This is a genomic window from uncultured Limosilactobacillus sp., from assembly GCF_934202705.1.
Taxonomy (GTDB): domain Bacteria; phylum Bacillota; class Bacilli; order Lactobacillales; family Lactobacillaceae; genus Limosilactobacillus.
The window spans coordinates 1-16,762 of the sequence record NZ_CAKPYE010000003.1 but is presented as its reverse complement, the minus strand read 5'-3'; the positions used below and the strand labels follow the sequence as shown (position 1 = coordinate 16,762).

At 42.7% G+C, this 16,762-nt stretch carries 15 protein-coding genes and 1 tRNA gene; 12 read left to right on the top strand and 4 right to left on the bottom strand.

Annotation, left to right across the window (positions count from 1 at the left end):
• Position 1 precedes the first annotated feature (1 nt).
• The 8 genes from asp3 to Q0C76_RS02460 are packed head-to-tail and all read left to right on the top strand — an operon-like array spanning position 2 to position 8,859.
• The gene (asp3, locus tag Q0C76_RS02495) at positions 2 to 913 is read left to right on the top strand and encodes an accessory Sec system protein Asp3 (RefSeq protein ID WP_295729314.1); all 912 of its coding nucleotides are present in this window, start codon (positions 2 to 4) and stop codon (positions 911 to 913) included.
• Positions 906 to 3,272, top strand: coding sequence for an accessory Sec system translocase SecA2 (gene secA2 / locus Q0C76_RS02490; protein WP_295729312.1), 2,367 nt, complete (start codon positions 906 to 908; stop codon positions 3,270 to 3,272). Before asp3 ends, secA2 begins: the two co-directional genes overlap by 8 nt.
• Positions 3,273 to 3,303: 31 nt before the next feature.
• On the top strand, positions 3,304 to 4,839 hold the full coding sequence (gene gtfA / locus Q0C76_RS02485) for an accessory Sec system glycosyltransferase GtfA (RefSeq protein WP_295729309.1): 1,536 nt from the start codon (positions 3,304 to 3,306) through the stop codon (positions 4,837 to 4,839).
• Positions 4,832 to 6,175, top strand: coding sequence for an accessory Sec system glycosylation chaperone GtfB (gtfB, locus tag Q0C76_RS02480; protein ID WP_295729306.1), 1,344 nt, complete (start codon positions 4,832 to 4,834; stop codon positions 6,173 to 6,175). Before gtfA ends, gtfB begins: the two co-directional genes overlap by 8 nt.
• Positions 6,168 to 6,353, top strand: coding sequence for a hypothetical protein (locus Q0C76_RS02475; RefSeq protein ID WP_295729303.1), 186 nt, complete (start codon positions 6,168 to 6,170; stop codon positions 6,351 to 6,353). The genes gtfB and Q0C76_RS02475 overlap by 8 nt, the downstream gene beginning before the upstream one ends.
• An 11-nt stretch (positions 6,354 to 6,364) precedes the next feature.
• On the top strand, positions 6,365 to 7,375 hold the full coding sequence (locus Q0C76_RS02470; RefSeq protein WP_295729300.1) for a sugar transferase: 1,011 nt from the start codon (positions 6,365 to 6,367) through the stop codon (positions 7,373 to 7,375).
• 13 nt (positions 7,376 to 7,388) lie between these two features.
• The gene (locus Q0C76_RS02465; protein ID WP_295729297.1) at positions 7,389 to 8,255 is read left to right on the top strand and encodes a glycosyltransferase family A protein; all 867 of its coding nucleotides are present in this window, start codon (positions 7,389 to 7,391) and stop codon (positions 8,253 to 8,255) included.
• Positions 8,245 to 8,859, top strand: a complete 615-nt coding sequence (locus tag Q0C76_RS02460) for a DUF1919 domain-containing protein (protein WP_295729294.1) — start codon at positions 8,245 to 8,247, stop codon at positions 8,857 to 8,859. Before Q0C76_RS02465 ends, Q0C76_RS02460 begins: the two co-directional genes overlap by 11 nt.
• A 68-nt stretch (positions 8,860 to 8,927) precedes the next feature.
• On the opposite strand, the gene Q0C76_RS02455 is transcribed toward Q0C76_RS02460, so the two are convergent.
• The 4 genes from Q0C76_RS02455 to Q0C76_RS02440 all read right to left on the bottom strand — a co-directional run bounded on the left by Q0C76_RS02455 (position 8,928) and on the right by Q0C76_RS02440 (position 13,395).
• The gene (locus tag Q0C76_RS02455; protein ID WP_295729292.1) at positions 8,928 to 10,172 is read right to left on the bottom strand and encodes a glycosyltransferase family 8 protein; all 1,245 of its coding nucleotides are present in this window, start codon (positions 10,170 to 10,172) and stop codon (positions 8,928 to 8,930) included.
• Positions 10,173 to 10,176: 4 nt separating this feature from the next.
• Positions 10,177 to 11,430 carry a glycosyltransferase family 8 protein gene (locus Q0C76_RS02450; protein WP_295729290.1) on the bottom strand — a complete coding sequence of 418 codons (1,254 nt, stop codon included), beginning with the start codon at positions 11,428 to 11,430 and terminating at the stop codon, positions 10,177 to 10,179.
• Positions 11,431 to 11,452: 22 nt separating this feature from the next.
• A complete protein-coding gene (locus Q0C76_RS02445; protein WP_295729288.1) occupies positions 11,453 to 12,697 on the bottom strand; it encodes a glycosyltransferase family 8 protein in 1,245 nt (414 codons plus the stop codon).
• Positions 12,698 to 12,807: 110 nt separating this feature from the next.
• Entirely contained in the window at positions 12,808 to 13,395 is a 588-nt protein-coding gene (locus tag Q0C76_RS02440; protein ID WP_295729285.1) for a hypothetical protein, read from the bottom strand.
• Between the two features lie 153 nt (positions 13,396 to 13,548).
• Here Q0C76_RS02440 and Q0C76_RS02435 point away from each other — a divergent pair.
• From Q0C76_RS02435 to Q0C76_RS02420, 4 genes are all read left to right on the top strand, one after another.
• A tRNA-Ser gene (locus Q0C76_RS02435) sits at positions 13,549 to 13,637 on the top strand.
• A gap of 94 nt (positions 13,638 to 13,731) precedes the next feature.
• Complete coding sequence (locus tag Q0C76_RS02430; RefSeq protein WP_295729549.1) at positions 13,732 to 14,622, top strand: aldo/keto reductase; 891 nt, start codon at positions 13,732 to 13,734, stop codon at positions 14,620 to 14,622.
• Between the two features lie 24 nt (positions 14,623 to 14,646).
• A complete protein-coding gene (locus Q0C76_RS02425; protein ID WP_295729282.1) occupies positions 14,647 to 15,807 on the top strand; it encodes a cation:proton antiporter in 1,161 nt (386 codons plus the stop codon).
• A 1-nt stretch (position 15,808) separates the two neighbouring features.
• The gene (locus Q0C76_RS02420) at positions 15,809 to 16,678 is read left to right on the top strand and encodes an alpha/beta hydrolase (protein ID WP_295729279.1); all 870 of its coding nucleotides are present in this window, start codon (positions 15,809 to 15,811) and stop codon (positions 16,676 to 16,678) included.
• Positions 16,679 to 16,762 lie beyond the last annotated feature (84 nt).

Sequence of the window (16,762 nt, the reverse complement as noted above, 5' to 3'; positions counted from 1 at the left end):
GGTGACGAAGCAGTTAGTTAATAAAATTTATTGGGCACCTGAATATTCAAATGCCTTTACACTTGGTGCTTCAGGGTCACAAGTTCAAATTCAAGCCAATGGTGAAGTTCATCAGCACAATGATTTAATGGCGCCGGGTGATCCAATTATGTTTTGGCATTCACACGAAAATTATCAATTCGCCAAGACAGTTCCACAATTACCGCTCCTTCAGCAAGGGGCCAAATACCGGTTTGTAATTCATGGATCTGCGTTTCCTGAGCAAACCGTTTTATATCGGGTGCGTTGTTTTGGACCGCAGGGACATCAAGTGTTTGAGCAGTACTATCGGAACACGACCTTTACATTTGTTTATCCGTCGACAGCGACTAACTATGAATTGACGATTGTGAATGCTGGGGCCACCGACTACTACTTTACGGATTTGGAGTTATCATTAGCGACCGTTCCTGCAGCGGCGAATTCGCGCTTTTGGATTCAGGAACAAGTTGGTCAGGAGGGTGAACAAGTAACCATCCTGTTGCTTCCAGCTGGTCGGCGTTATAAAAGCAACTTTCCCGACTTGGTACGGTACGCACGTGGCCTGTCGTTATTACCAATCATGGTAGATAATTTGAATCAGCAGCAGTTAAGTCGCTACCTTAGCAAGTTATTAGACCAACCGGTATTAAAAAATGCCAGGGTGGTGGTTACTGATGCCAAAATTAGCGAGCAGTTGAAAACGTGCATTGAGGAACATCCTAAGACCGCCTTCATTACTGCGGTCCAACGTTCACAAGCCAGTATGCCAGCAAATGTTTTTCAATATGTTCAGCGACAAGTTTCGTCAATCATTAAGACCAATGCGCTTGAACCAGATTGGGAACTAATTTTTTCGGCTATTAATCGTAATTGGGGTGGCAAGAATGGTTAACCAGATGAAACTAGCGCACGTCCGCCATGTCTTACATAAGGTCAATCGCTGGTCGAAAAAGATGGCAAAGATGAGTGATGAAGAATTACAAAGTCAGACTGCCATCCTGAAACAACAATTAGCGGCAGGAAAAAGCCTGGATGCCATTTTACCGCGGGCCTTTGCGACAGTGCGGGAGGCTGACCGGCGGATTCTGGGTATGTATCCATACGATGTTCAAGTAATGGGTGCCGTCGTCTTGCATGAGGGTAATATTGCCGAAATGAAGACCGGTGAAGGAAAGACATTAACCGCGACGATGCCTTTATATTTAAATGCGCTGACGGGAAAGGGCGCCTTTCTTTTAACCACAAGTGAATATTTAGCTGAACGAGATGAGAAACAGTTAAAACCAGTTTATGAGTGGCTAGGGTTAACGGTGAGTCTTGGCTTTGTTCCAGAACATAGTAAAAAGGGCAAGGCCGATCCTAAACATAAACGAAAGTGGTACCAGAGTGACATTTTATACTCCACGGGAAGTACGGTGGCATTTGATTATTTATTCAATAATCTAGCCAACAGTCTTGATGACCAATTTTTGCGACCGTTTAACTACGCAATTGTGGATGAAGTGGATGCTGTACTATTGGATGGAGCTTCGACACCGTTTGTGGTGGCCGGTGCACCACAGCTACAATCCAATATCTATGAGATTGCGGATAACTTTGTGAATACTTTGCAAAAGGGCCATGACTTTAAAGTTAAGAGAAGTGAGCAAGCGGTCTGGCTCACCTACTATGGTGTGAAACGGGCAGAAGAATACTTCCGTGTTCAGGATTTGTATTCTACGGCTAACCGTGAACTTTATCGGCATATTGCACTCGCCTTACGGGCACACTATTTCATGATCAAAGGCAAAGACTACCTCGTCGTTGATGGTGAAGTGGTCTTACTGGATGAAGCGGATGGCCGACTAAAGCATGGAATTAAGGTTAATACTGGTCTCCACCAGGCAGTGGAACAAAAAGAAGGGGTCCAAATTACGGATAACCAAAAGACCTCTGCCTCAGTAACGGCCGCTAGCTTGTTTGGAATGTTTAATAAAATTGCTGGAATGAGCGGGACCGCGAAAAGTGACGCCACGGAATTTATGAACATCTATAAATTAAAAGTGGTGCAGATTCCAACTAATAAGCCCACGATTCGGAAAGACTATCGCCCGAAAATTTACTTGACGACCCGTGAGAAATTACTCCATGCTATTGGGTTAGTCAAGGCGTTGCACGAACAGGGACGGCCAATCTTGTTAGTTGCTGGTTCCGTTGAAAATTCCGAAATTCTTTCGGAAATCTTGTTGAATGAAGGGATCGCGCATAATGTATTAAATGCCTTTAACTCTGTTCAAGAAGCGGCCATTGTCAAGGACGCTGGTCAACGGGGCGCTGTTACAGTCGCCACGAATATGGCCGGTCGGGGAACTGACATCAAGTTAGGACCTGGAGTTGCGGACTTAGGCGGTTTGGCAGTGATTGGGACTGAGATGTTACCTGATCGGGTCGAACAACAATTATCGGGTCGTGCTGGTCGACAGGGTGATCCGGGAACGAGTGAGTACTTTATTTCACTAGAAGACTCTTACATTTCTGGTGGCAGTACCGGTCGTTTTAAAAAGTACTATCGACACTTGTTAAAGAAGCGCGAACGCAACGGTAAGGAAAAAGAGTTACGCAGCCCACGGTTACGTTGGATCCTTCATGAGTTAAAAGCACGGCGAGCTGGTAATGAAACGGCGAGTCGTGAGCAAATGAATAAATCAGATTTTGGAATCCGAATTCAAAGAAATCATTTGTATGCAGAGCGTCAAAAGTTAATGTCAGCGGCGCACCTGGAAGCGGTCGTTGAGGATTGGGTATCCCGGGGAATTGATTCATTTATTGAGCAACGAGATGAGTGGACGTTAGAAGCGGCGCAACAATTAGTTAACCATAATTTCTCTTATGAAATCACGCAAGTACCAACGGTTGCGGTCCAAAATACAGCGGTCTTCAAACGTTATTTAAAGCTATTAAGTCATAAAATCTTAGCTGATAAGGGTCGTCAACTCAATAATGATTCAAAACAAATTAATCAGTTTTATCGGAAATCATTATTGGCAGCGTTGGATCGTTGCTGGATTGACGAAGTTGATTATTTAGAGAATTTGCACACGCGCCTGCAACCATTCCAAATGATGGGGCGTGATCCTGGCTACTTGGAGCAACAAGCAGCCATGCGATCATATGTCCAAATGTTGCACCAGGCCCGACGCTTAGCTATTAAAAATTTGTTATTGTGTAAAATTACTCATGATTCCAAGGGTCGACTAGTGGTATTATTTTAGTAATAAGGTTTATAAGGAGTAGTAATTAGATATGACTGTTTATAGTGTCAATTTAGGGATTGGTTGGGCCTCCAGTGGGGTTGAGTATGCCCAAGCATATCGGGGGAAGGTTTTTCGAAACTCAAAGATTGATTCGAAATTTATTTTCTCTGACTGTATTTTGCAAGACAATATTGAAGCGTTAACCAAGAATATCGGTTTTGCGGATGACCAAATTATCTGGTTTTATCAATTTTTCACGGATGTGAAGATTGCACCATCCACTTATCCGCTAGCAAAGTTTGAAGCGGATGAACAGATTGATCAGCGGAACTTTACTAAAAAAGTGGCGGATGACCATAAAACGGTTCAATACGTTTCACAAGAAGAGGGTTTAGTAATTAACGTTCGCTTTAGTAATCCTGAACAGCAAACGATTGATCAGGCCAACTACTTTGCCAATGGTCAATTAGTTCGCCGCTCCGCATACTCATATGTCAAGTACGCTACAGAGTTCTACTCCGGTGATGGTCAGCAAAATCACGTTAGTTATCGTGAATTTTATAATGAAGATGGTAGTAAAGCCTACACCCAGTACGTTAAAGGCAATCGGGAAATGTTCCAATTTCCGAATAAATTGTACTATTCCAAAAATGAACTATATGAAGAATTTATCAAACGCTTAAACTTCCAGAAGGGTGACATTTTGATCATCGACCGCCAAGATGATGGCGGCGTACTGATCAATGGTCAGCTATTATTTGAACACCACGGACCAGCCAAGCTGATTATTGTGGTGCACGCGGATCATTATGACAAGCACTTCACAAATAATCGTAATGTCCTGTGGAATAACTTCTACGAATATCAATTTACGTACAGTGATGACGTTGATTGCTTTATCGTTTCTACTGATCAACAGCGGGAAATGTTACAGAAACAGCTCAAGCGCTATGAAGATTCCACCACTAAAGTCGTTACCATTCCAGTGGGGAGTTTAAAGCAATTAACCAAGCCGACGGCACCACGGAAGCCGCATTCACTAATTACGGCCTCTCGTTTAGCACCGGAAAAGCACGTTGATTGGTTGGCCAAAGCGGTGGTAAAAGCCCACGAGCAGGTTCCGGATGTTTCGTTAGATATTTACGGACAAGGTGGCGACCAAAAACGGATTCAAGATGTGATCGATTTTAACCATGCTGGTGATTATATTCATCTGATGGGGCAGCAAAACCTTGACCAGATTTATGTGAAATACAGTGCTTATATCGCTGCCTCAACCAGCGAAGGGTTTGGGCTCAGTTTGATGGAAGCGGTCGGTTCAGGGCTGCCAATGATTGGTTTTGATGTTCCATATGGGAACCCAACCTTTATTGATGATCAGCAAAATGGTTATCTGATTCCGTATGATGAAAAAGCCAGTGAAGATGCCAAGGTTGATCAATTGGCAGCAGCCATTGTCAAAATGTTTACGGAGGCAGACCTGGATGCATATAGTCAGCATTCCTATGATTTAGCAACCCCATACTTAGACGATAATATTACACATGAATGGCAAAATTTAGTGGAGAAAATGAGTAATGATTAATTTATTTGACAAGTTTGATAGCCCGTCACGGGATTTACTTTTTTCGGAGCGCGTAGCTAAGTTGCAAATCCCAACGGTGGTCATTAATGACGATGGTTACACCCCGGACGAAATTGATTCACCAATGAAAGAGTATTGTGGTTTGGTGTCGAACCGGAAACCAGTGTATTTTGATGAAGTGAAAATTCCCCGTTTCTGGCGGAACGAGGGAAAAGCAGACCACGCCACAATCTATGACCTAGATCGGATCCGCGGGCGAATTCTCTATGCGGCAGGAAACAACACCCGGTTTGTGCGTGATGTTCAATGGTTTGATGAATTTGGCAAGATTACCTGGGTTGATCATTACAGTCAACATGGACAACTGTTTTCTAAAACCTATTACGATAATGGACAACCAGTGACGACCAATTATTATGATCGGCATGGCAACGAAGTATTATCAAATAACCTTCGCGCTGGTGACGTCTTTATGGATGTGAATGGACGGCGGCGCCACTTCCCGAATATGTCAGCATTTACTAAGTTTTATTTGGAAGAAAAGCACTACAAATTAGATCATATCTTATACAATACTCTCGATAAATCATTTGGGACGTCCTTCCAATTACCAGCAACTGAGGGAACTGATGTCCTGTTTTGGCATGAAAAATTGGGTGATGATTTACCAGGCAATATGAAGATGATGTTTGACAGTAAGGATCCATTGCGGACGAAAAACATCGTCTTCCAAGACTATCGTGACTGGACGAGCAAACAAGCTATTATTCCACAGGATAGTTCCATCAATGTTCGTTACTTAGGAATGATTTATCCGCACCCGCGGGGAAATAAGTTACGTCCAAATGCCTTAGTATTCACTAATACAGATCAAGTGGAACAACTGGAAAATCTAGTGAAACTGATGCCGAATATTCAGTTCCATGTGGCCGCCATTACTGAAATGTCATCAAAACTGTTGACGATTGGCAAATATCCGAACGCACATATGTATCCAGGAATCTTACCTGATAAGATTAAAGAATTAGTGGCAGATTGTGATATTTACTTAGACATCAATCATGGAAATGAAATTTTAGATGCCGTTCGGGGAGCCTTTGAACAAAATATGTTGATTCTCGGGTTTAAAGATACGATCCATGAGCCAAAGTTCGTGGCCCAAGAAAATATCTTTGACAGTAACCCTGAAGGTGCACAAGCGATGGCCGGACAAATTAAGGGTTCACTAGTGAGTCCTGATCTGATGAAGCAAAAGATTGATCAACAACGTCAAGAAGCCAGTGACGTCTATGCCGAAGATTACCAAAAAGCGTTTGAGGAATTATTCAATGTCTAAAGATTCAAAAAACGAAAATAATTTGGTGCACCAGCATGCTTTTCAACGTCTCGCCAAGGTCGAAAAAGAACAGCGTCGGGCGTACAAAAAAGAACGCCAACCGTTTGCTTGGCAACAATTAATCATGTTGATCTTGTTAGCAATCGTGTTAGCAACCATGGTCTACACGCTTTTCTAGGAGGTTAAATAGTGAAGGCATTAATTACGAATTTATATGGAATGTCATACGCAAGTGTTGCGCAGATTGCTCAGCAGGTCTCAGCATCCTATGCCAAGGACTTAGGTTTTGATGAACTCAGCATCTACTTTTATAATTACCCGAATGAACCGCAGGATTCATTATCATCCCGTTTTGATGGGATTCTTGCCAAGCTCGGTTATGGTGATGTGGTTGTTTTCCAGAGTCCATCATGGAATTCGTTGGAATGGGATGAACAATTCATGCAACGGGTCAATATCTACCAAGGGGTCAAAAAGGTGATGTTCATCCATGACTTTGTGCCATTGATGTTTGAAGGCAATCGTTACCTATTTGATCGCTATATTAATTTCTATAACCAAGCAGATTTGGTGATTGTCGCTTCTGAAAAATTATTGAAAGTACTGCGTGATCATGGATTAACGGTCAAGCGAACGGTCATTCAACATATGTGGGATCATCCATGCAGCATTGACCCGACAGTGACGCCGGAGTATAAACCACTGATTCAGTTTGCGGGAGACGTCAACAAATTTGATTTTGTTAAACAATGGTCGCACGATGATGTGAAGTTACAGTTATTTGAAAGCAAACAAGATTGGGGTAAAGACCGGAATATTAACTTTGTCGGCTGGCAAGGCGACCCGCGGCTTCTACAAACCCTTCGTGAAAGTGGTGGCTTTGGCTTAGTTTGGGGCGAAGAGCCATATTGGAAAGAGTACATGAAACTCAATGCTTCTTATAAGCTTAGTACTTACCTGGCTGCGGGGATTCCAATTATCGTAAACTCTGATACTCCAGAAATTGACACGATTCGCCGCAAGAACCTCGGCTTGGTTGCCGATAGTTTAGATGAGGCCGTCGCGAAAGTGAAAGCCACAACGGCGGATCAATATACCGAGATGCAACAGTCAGTGGATAAGTTTGCAGACTTGATTCGTCAGGGGTACTTTACCAAGCGGCTGTTGATTGAAGCGGTGTTCAAGGTTTTGTATGAATAAGGGAGTTGGATCTATGGCAACGATCTCGGTAATCATTCCTGTTTACAATGAAGAAAAACATTTGAAACAATGTTTGCAAAGCATTGTTAACCAGTCGTATCGGGATATAGAAATCATTATTGTTGATGATGGTTCAGACGATGGGTCGTTGGCCATTGCTGAACAATTTAAGGAACGTGATCAACGCATCATTCTTTTACATGAAGATCACGCTGGAGTTGGCAATGCTAAAAACCGCGGGCTAGAAGTCGCTCGTGGTTCATATTTAACTTTTGTCAATGCTAACCACTATTTGGATCCCAATTACTTACTCGTTCTTGAACAAACGATGACGGGCAATCACTGTGATATTATTGAATCTTCATATACTAAAGTGGACGGTGATCAGCAAGGACCACAACTTGATTATAACTATAATCAATACAACGGAGTTTATACTAGTCAGCAGTGGCTCGAGATTGGTTCACAGAACTTACCGATTAATTTTAATCGTTCATGGGGTGCGCTATACAAGCGCCGGCTATTTAAAAACATCATTTTTGATCGTTCACACTTGAATCATGATGAGCGGGTGATGTGGAAAGTTTATCTGCAAGCCGAACGAATCGGCTTTGTAGCGATGAATTACTACTACGCACGACTCAAGGTCGATCAGCCGTCGCTTGCTCAATTGACCAATCATTTGCAAAATCTCCAGGAAGAAATCTGTTTATTAACTCTTAAGAAGCAACCGATTGAATTTTTAAGAGCTGAGGTTCAACGTACCTTAACCAGTTCAGTTCAACTTGCACAACAGACCGGTCAGTATGCAGTCCTTCATACTGCTAAATTAACGCTGTCATTAATGACCGCGAGTCAGGAACAAGCTCATGATCAATAATCCAGTTAAATTTTTTGAACAACCCAATATTATTCGCCAACGGGAGCTTAACAATCGGAATTTTTCGATTATTTCTTCGAATTGTGTGGCGGGGCTGATTTACCATGAACTCAACCAACGATTTTTATCACCGACGATCAATCTCGATATCCAACCGCACGATTTTTTAAAGTTGGTGACTAACTTGCGTTACTACTTAACTGAAGCTGAATTGGTAGAAATTAGTAATTCGGGATATCCCTATCCAGTTGGTCAGTTAGGGGCAGGCACTCAGGCAATCAGATTGTTTTTTATTCATTATGCAGATTTTCAAACTGCTAAGCTGAAGTGGCAAGAGCGCAGCCAGCGAGTTAATTATAATAATCTGTATTTTATTTTAGCGGATTGCGATGGTACGAGTTTGGCAGATTTACAACGATTTGATCAATTAACGAATTCACATAAGGTTATTTTAACGGGACAACCATATCCAGAAATTGATTCTGCTTTCTGCATTACTAATTGTAATGATCAAGGTCGGCTGGCCGATTGGTACCTGAGCGATAACTACTTAGGAAAGCGAAAATTTGAACAGTTTAATTACGTTGATTTCTTAAATCAATAAATAATCAAAAGGTCTTCAATGTCCAGCGCAAAGTCGGGACATTGAAGACCTTTAATTATTCCTTTTACTTAATCATTTAGCACTAACTGACTAAACAGTGCCGTTTCTAACTCGTGGACTTGATCATCACCAAAGACATGGTAGTGATCATGGTCAACCAAACTTGGCGTTTGGGTAGCATTGAAGCTATACACCGGGACGCCATGTTCCAACAGTTCTTTTAAAAGTGCAGTTCCCTTGTATTCTTCTGGCACCTTAGTAATATCTAAGTAAGCCTGGCAATCATGCTTTAATTGGGTTAGCTGATCATCCATCACGACCGAATACAAATTAACGTTACTGTACTGCAGGAGCTTATTCCAGTGATCATTAAATAGGCCTGGAGTACAAATGTTAAAAGTAATATTTGGCAGATGCTGAATGAATTCATCCAGGTGAGCTAACTGATCAGTATAGGTATAGATCAGTAACTGAGGCTGTTGCTTGTTGAATGGGACCGGTAAAGTAACGTGGTGGCTGACTTCGTTCCAGTCGAGGTCATGATATTGCCACCATAAATCCCGATGGCGACAAACGGAGATAATGTTCCAGGGTTTTGCTGCTCCAAGGTAATGTACGATTACCGCGTCAGGCATTGATTTCAGGTGATCTTGAATCTCCGCCATGAGGTGATCAGCATTTGGTACGCCATTCGCAATCCAGTTAGCAATTTTTTGTTCTTGACCCATTTGCAGATTATCCTCGGCAGGCAGGCGAAGGTATCGATCACCACCAAAAAAGTGATTATAAACACTTTGGTCACCGGTGGGCAAATTTGGTTGCGCCCCAAAATCGAGCATCTGCTGAGTAATATTAGCTGTTTCCCGAATCTTTTTGAGGTTAAGGAGCATTACTCCGGCGTTAAAGTCGCTTGGCTGTCCCCAATCAGTGACGGCAGCAACGGCATGATCCTCCAATTCTGTCTGGTATAAAGTTGTTAAGTCTTGACAGACGATGAGGTCTGCATCCAAGTATAAGACACGATCAGCTTTGACTAAATCAGGGATTAATAGGCGTGCACTAGAGGTGCTGTCAACATGATCCAGGCTAATCGTTTGGCTCTTCAGCGTTGCGGGATCGTATTTGCAATCGATCAGGTGGCTATGAAGTTGATCAGCAAAATGATTTAGGGTGCGAAACCATTCTTGGGGAATATCGGGATTAATGATGTATAAGTTAACATGTTGATTATGATAGAAGATTGACTTAATAGTGGTTTCCAGTGGCATTTTATATTGCCAATCTGCAACCATAGCGATATTAATCAGACTCATGAGGTTACTCCTTTGAACTAGCTAAATGTTGCTGGATGGTTTGGATAAGATGATCAATTTCATGATCAGCGAAAACATGGTAATTCGCCGCGTCTTGGATTTCTCTGGTAACGGTGGACTCGGTTGCATAGATTGGGCAGCCACGGTCCAGCAGTTGGCGCATTAACGGAATGTTCTTTGGGCCAAGATTCAGGTCGAGGTAAAATGAACAAGTTTTGACAAATTGATAGAGCCGGTAACTGATAATTCGTGGGAAAACGTGAACATTCGGGTAACGGGTCATCAATTCGGCTTGTTTGCTGACGGGGGTTGGAGCACAAATGTTAATGTCCAGTTGGGGAAGGTCGCGTGCCAGCTGATCCCAATGGTAGATAGTGTCAGTTTGGGTATAGATTAAAGCTGGCGCTAGTTCGCTCTGGATGGCTGGCAGTTGCTGGGTCGCAATTTGGTGCCAGGACAGTTGGTAATATTGCCACCAATTTTGGCGATACCGTGGTGTTGAAACTAGTGACCATGGTTTGTCAGGGCAAACGTAATGGATAATCACGGCATCAGCAAAATTACCAAGAGCTTTTTCCATTCGTTGATAGTTAGACTTAATGTTAGGATCATGAGCGTAGTGCCATTCATAGTCCCAGTTCGATTCGAGACCAACTTGGAGATTAAATTGATCGGCCAATGGTTGGTAGTCCTGACCGAAAAAGTGGTTAAGCACGGTTTGGTCGCCATCAGGTAAATCAGGGTTAGTGCCAAAATCAAGCATTTGTTTAACAAGGCTGGGGTATTTACGCAGGCCCGCTAAATCCATCACCATTACCCCAGAATTAAAAATACTATGATCAAAGATGTCCGGAACGGCACCGATGAGATGGCCATTTAAATTAACATTGAAAAGTGGCGCTAATGACTGGTGAACAAGGATATCTGAGTCCAGGTAAAGGACGCGCGAGCAGCTCAACAGATTGGGCAGTAGTAAACGAGCACTGGACATGACATCAATATGGATTTGACTAACGTGTTGATTCTTTAAAAGATCTAAACTAATTTTGGTGTCAATTACTTGTAAATTGAGCGGTGCGAGGTTCGCATTGATTCGTTGAAACCATTCACGAGGAAAGTCCGGATTGACAATGTAAATGGTGGCGTTTCGGTTGTGAAAGGCAATTGATTTAAGGGTCGTTTCCACAGGAACCGCATATTGCCAGTCAGCCACCATGGCGATGGTTAGCGGAATGTCTGAGTAGTCATGTTTTGACAAAGTTTCTTCTCCTTTCGCCAAATTATGGTTGCGGATGGCGCAAGTGATTAAGGTCATTGACAACTGCGGTAATATCTTGGTCAGCAAAGACATGGTAATTAAAGTATGTTTTTAACTGATCAGTTTGAACATTATCAAAACTATAAATTGGGCAGCCACGATCGACTAGTGTTTGGAGAAGCCGATAATTTTTGTTGCCAACGTTCAAATCTAGATAAGCTAGGCAGTGATCCGCAAATTGATCCAAGAAATGGTCTAAAACCCCCGGAAACAGCTGAAAATTGGGGTAGCGTAATAATCCAATTAAATAGTGACTAACTTCACCGCCTGCACATAAGGCAATTGTGGTTGACGGCATGGCTTTGATGAGCTGCTCTAAAGCTGGTAAATTATCCGTATCGGTCCAAGTCAGTAATTGTGGGTAGCTACTTTGCAATTTTGGAACCGGAACGCTGTTAATAATGGTCGACCAAGTGAGATCATGGTATTGCCACCACAATTGACGACACCGACTGTATGAGACGGTGGCCCACGGCTTAACACTTGTTAGGTAATGGACGATGACCGCTTGATCCAATTGTTCAAGTAATTGACGTTGGTGGTTAAGCTTTTCCTGGGCGCCCGGTTGTTGATTCATCACGGCAATTTCCCACGGTTTCTCTAAACCAACTTGCATATTATTAATTGCAGGTAATTTTACCAAATCATCACGGAAGAAGTGATTCATGACTGTTTCATCGCCATTGTCAAGATCAGGTCGTTCGCCATAGTTTAAGAGGCGTTGGACGATATTAGGGAGCTGGCGAATTTTCGTCAAGTTGAGCAGCATTACACCAGCATTGAAGTTATCGCCGTCTGCTTCTTGAACCGCAGCCACTGCGTGATCCTGCAGGTCTGTATTGAATAGTGGTAATAATGATCGTTGGACAATGAGGTCGCAGTCCATAAAGAGGACTCGATCAACCGGTAGCAAATCAGGGATTAGTAACCGCGCATTGGACATGAGGTTAAGATGCGGTTGGCTCAAGTGTTGGTTAGATAGCTGATCAGGATCGATCTTAATGTCGACAACCTGACTATTGAAAGGAGCTAAATGAGTGTTGGTAGACTGGAACCATTCGCGGGGAATATCGGGATTCAGGATATAAATACTAAAATTGCGATTGTGACATGCAATGGACTTAATGGTGGTTTCCATGGGCATTTGATATTGCCAGTCAGCTACCAAAGCAATATTAAGACGCTGATGAGGGTAATGATGAAGCAAGGTCGTTAGGCTCCTTTGACTAAAATGATTAAATAAACATTTTTATTTTACACCGAATAACAAATAATTGCTGAAAAAATAGGCAGGTGCTTTGACCACCTGCCTGCTGATTAATTAATTTTAAGAATCTTCGTTGTTTCTTGACCATTGTGGTTAATGATCACGTCATAAGTTCCAGTATAGTTAAACTGGATGCTTACTCGTTGTGTTTGGGGATCCGCTAAAATCTCACCGTATTTTTGATGATAGACATGACCGCGAATCACCACCGAGGTATTTTTGGGGACATTGAAAAGAATGTTGACGTATGATCCGCTAATTTTTGGTGCCGTGGGATCCCAAGTTACTTCACTGTTGTCAGACTTTTGACGATGGGAGTTGGTGCTTTCGTGCTTAGCTGATTGCTGGTTTCTCTGCGAATAGTGAGCTTTTTTAGCTGACCGCTGAGGTTTGGGGGAGGCTAGTTTTTGCCCAGTAATTTGATGTTCTAATTTAGCGAATGTTGCTGGATAGGTAGCACCATACGCAATCCCAGAAATGCTAGCAAAAAAAATGATTAATAATAGCCAGCTTAAGATGACTGTAAAGTGACCGGCATTTTTAAGACTTTGAGTTTTCGTGATTTGACGGGCACGATGGATTAATAAAATGGCGAAGAGAATAAAACTAGCAAAAGCACAGACAATTAGATAAATCATAAGATGGCTCCCAATATTAAAGTTAAACTAAACTATTTCATTTTAACTCATTTTATGCTGATTTTCATATTTTGTTATTAAATGATTATTTGAAAAATAAAATTAACATCAGAACTATTAAATGTGTTATACTCACTACATCATATAAATTTTGGGGAAGTACTCAAGTGGCTGAAGAGGCGCCCCTGCTAAGGGTGTAGGTCGCGACAAGCGGCGCGAGGGTTCAAATCCCTCCTTCTCCGTTGTCAAAAAACTCAGGTTAAGTGATCAACTTATCCTGAGTTTTTTCGTTACTGAGATGATTTCATCATATAATAAATAAAGGAGGTGTCGATGATGAATGCAAATTTACAACCAACAATCAATTTAAATAATGGGGTTAAGATGCCCCAACTAGGTTTAGGAGTTTGGAAGACGCCGTTACAACAGACGACAGCCATGGTTAAGACGGCGCTTGCCAATGGTTATGTTTTAATCGATACTGCAAAACAGTACGGTAATGAAGCCGGGGTTGGCCAAGGAATCCATGAGGCCATTCAAGACGGTATCACCACTCGCGACCAGATCTTTTTAACCACGAAAATTTTTAACGGTGATCAAGGCGATTATGACCGGGTTCGCCGTGGCTTTGAAGGCCAACTGAAGAATCTGCAAACTGACCATGTTGACTTATTGCTGGAACACTGGCCGGTTGATGGTAAGTTCAATGAAACTTGGCGGGCAATGGAAGCCATTTTACAAGATGGTCAAGCACGCGCAATCGGGGTTTGTAATTTTGATAATGGACGGATGATCAATTTAATTGATCATGCTCAAGTGGTCCCAGCAATTAATCAGATCGAATTTAATCCAGGCATTTTACAACGGCCAATTGTTGACTTTTGCCAGCAACAGGGAATTCAGCTGGAAGCCTGGTCACCGCTGGGTAATGGTAAACTATTAAAGAATGCTACAATTCAAAAGATTGCGGATCATCATGGTAAAACAACGGCCCAAATTGAGCTCCGCTGGAGTCTGCAACACGGGTTGGTGGTGATTCCAAAGACGACCCATGAGCAACGGATGCAAGAAAATGCGGCGGTCTTTGACTTTGCGTTAACCCCAACGGAAATGTTAATGATTGATGCTTTAGATCAGAAGCAACACGCAATTTGGTACGACAAATTCAAATGGTCAGGCAATCCAAATGGGGTTGATGACTATGTCGCCACGCCAGATAACTGGTAAGCTAATCAGTCAACGGAGGATTTTATGAACTTTATCGCCACGCTAGCCATTATTTTATTAATTACCCAAATTGTTGCGCATTTTAGTATGCGCATTGGGGTTCCTGACGTCATTGGGCAAATTGTTGTGGGTATTGTGATGGGGCCAGCAGTTTTGGGCTGGATTACCCAAACCCACATGATTAACGAATTTCAAGAAATTGGGGTCATTATCCTGATGTTTATTGCGGGGTTGGAAAGTGACCTGAGTTTATTGAAGAGGTACTTGAAACCAGCGGTGGTGGTTGCTTTGATGGGCATGCTGTTACCGATTGTCATCATGGGAATTGCCTCCGATCTTTACGGAATGCAGTGGTTTGAATCCCTGTTTATTGGGGTGATTTTTTCAGCCACTTCGGTCAGTATTTCGGTTGCGGTATTACGCGATTATAATCAATTGGGTAGCAAAGAAGGAGCTACCATCTTAGGAGCTGCAGTGGCCGATGATATTGGTGGTGTCTTCCTCCTTAGTATTTTGATCAGCATGATGAATGGTCAATCTGGTCAACGGCTGAGTTTGCCACTGGTGATTCTCTTACAGGTCGTTTTCTTTGGTGGAACCTATCTACTAGTGCGGTGGTTAGCACCGTACTTAATGGAAATCAGTTCTGACCTGTTGACAACGGCTGCACCGAGCGTGGTTGCCATGATTCTCTGTCTGGGCATGGCGGCGTTGGCTGATGCGGTCCATTTAAGCGGCGCAGTGGGCTCGTTTTTCGCGGGGATCGCAATTGCTAATACTCAGAAAAGGGAAGTGATTAACCGGAGTTTCGTGCCAATTGGGTATGCGATGTTTATTCCGATTTTCTTCGTTAACGTCGGTCTTAGCATGCGATTTGACCACTTCATTGATTCACTATGGTTTATTCTGATGATGACGGTACTGGCTTGCTTAACGAAACTGCTTGGTTGTGGTGGCGGAGCTAAGCTGACTGGTTTTAATCTGGACAGCAGCTACATTATTGGAAGCGGCATGATTGCTCGTGGTGAGATGTCCTTAATTACCGCTCAGATTGGCTTTCAAGCACATTTACTTTCCGAAAAATATTATTCGGATATCATCACAGTAATTGTGTTAGCTACGATCTTAGCACCATTTATTTTGAAGCATTCACTACATCGGGTTCATCGAGCAGAGGAGGTTTAAGATGCGTAAACGCTGGTGGTGGTTAATCATCATTTTACTGGTTGCTAGTCTTGGGGTCAGTTATTATACCGGACACTTATTTGCCCGAACGGTGACCTATCAACCACAAGAACATCGTCCCAAGATTGGAACGCCAACTTTCCTTTTTCATGGTTACGGCAGCAGTTATCATGCTGAAGAATACATGGTTAATGGTGCGGTTAAAGAGGGCATCACAAGTAACAATGCGGTAATTCGCGCCAATGTCCGGCCCAATGGGCAGGTTAAATTAACTGGCAAGATTAAGGCGGCCAGTCAGAATCCAATCGTGGAGGTTAATTTTGATAATTCGCGTAATGGTAATTACCGGACTGACGGTCGTTGGGTGCGGAACGTCATTGTGACCTTGCAAAATCATTATCGTTTTAAACGAATTAACTTAGTTGGTCATTCAATGGGAAATATGGCGATAATGTATTACCTGCGGCAGTATGGCAATGATCGACAATTGCCGATTCTCAATAAGCAAGTCGCAATTGCTGGTCATTTTAATGGCTTAGTAATGGCGGACACAAATAAAAATCATGATCGGTTAGCTAAAAATGGTCGCCCGTTGAATAACGTGACGAAACAATACCGGTACTTAGAGCGGTTGAGAAGAACCTATCCTCGGTCGGCAGCAGTGCTTAATATTTATGGGAATAAAGGTCAGGGAACGGATGGTGATCTGACCATCCAGTCTGCGCAATCGCTGAAGTATCTAGTTGCTCCACGGGCGAAATCTTATCAAGAACAGGAAATGAAAGGGAAGATGGCTTCCCACAGCCGATTGCATTCGAATCCGGATGTTAATGCCTTACTCAATAGTTTCCTGTGGAACCGAACAGTCTAATAAAAAGGGGGCTGTGACATAAGTCTCTTATAAAGAATGGAGTTCAATGAAATCTTCGGATTTCGTTGAGCTCCATTTTCCTTT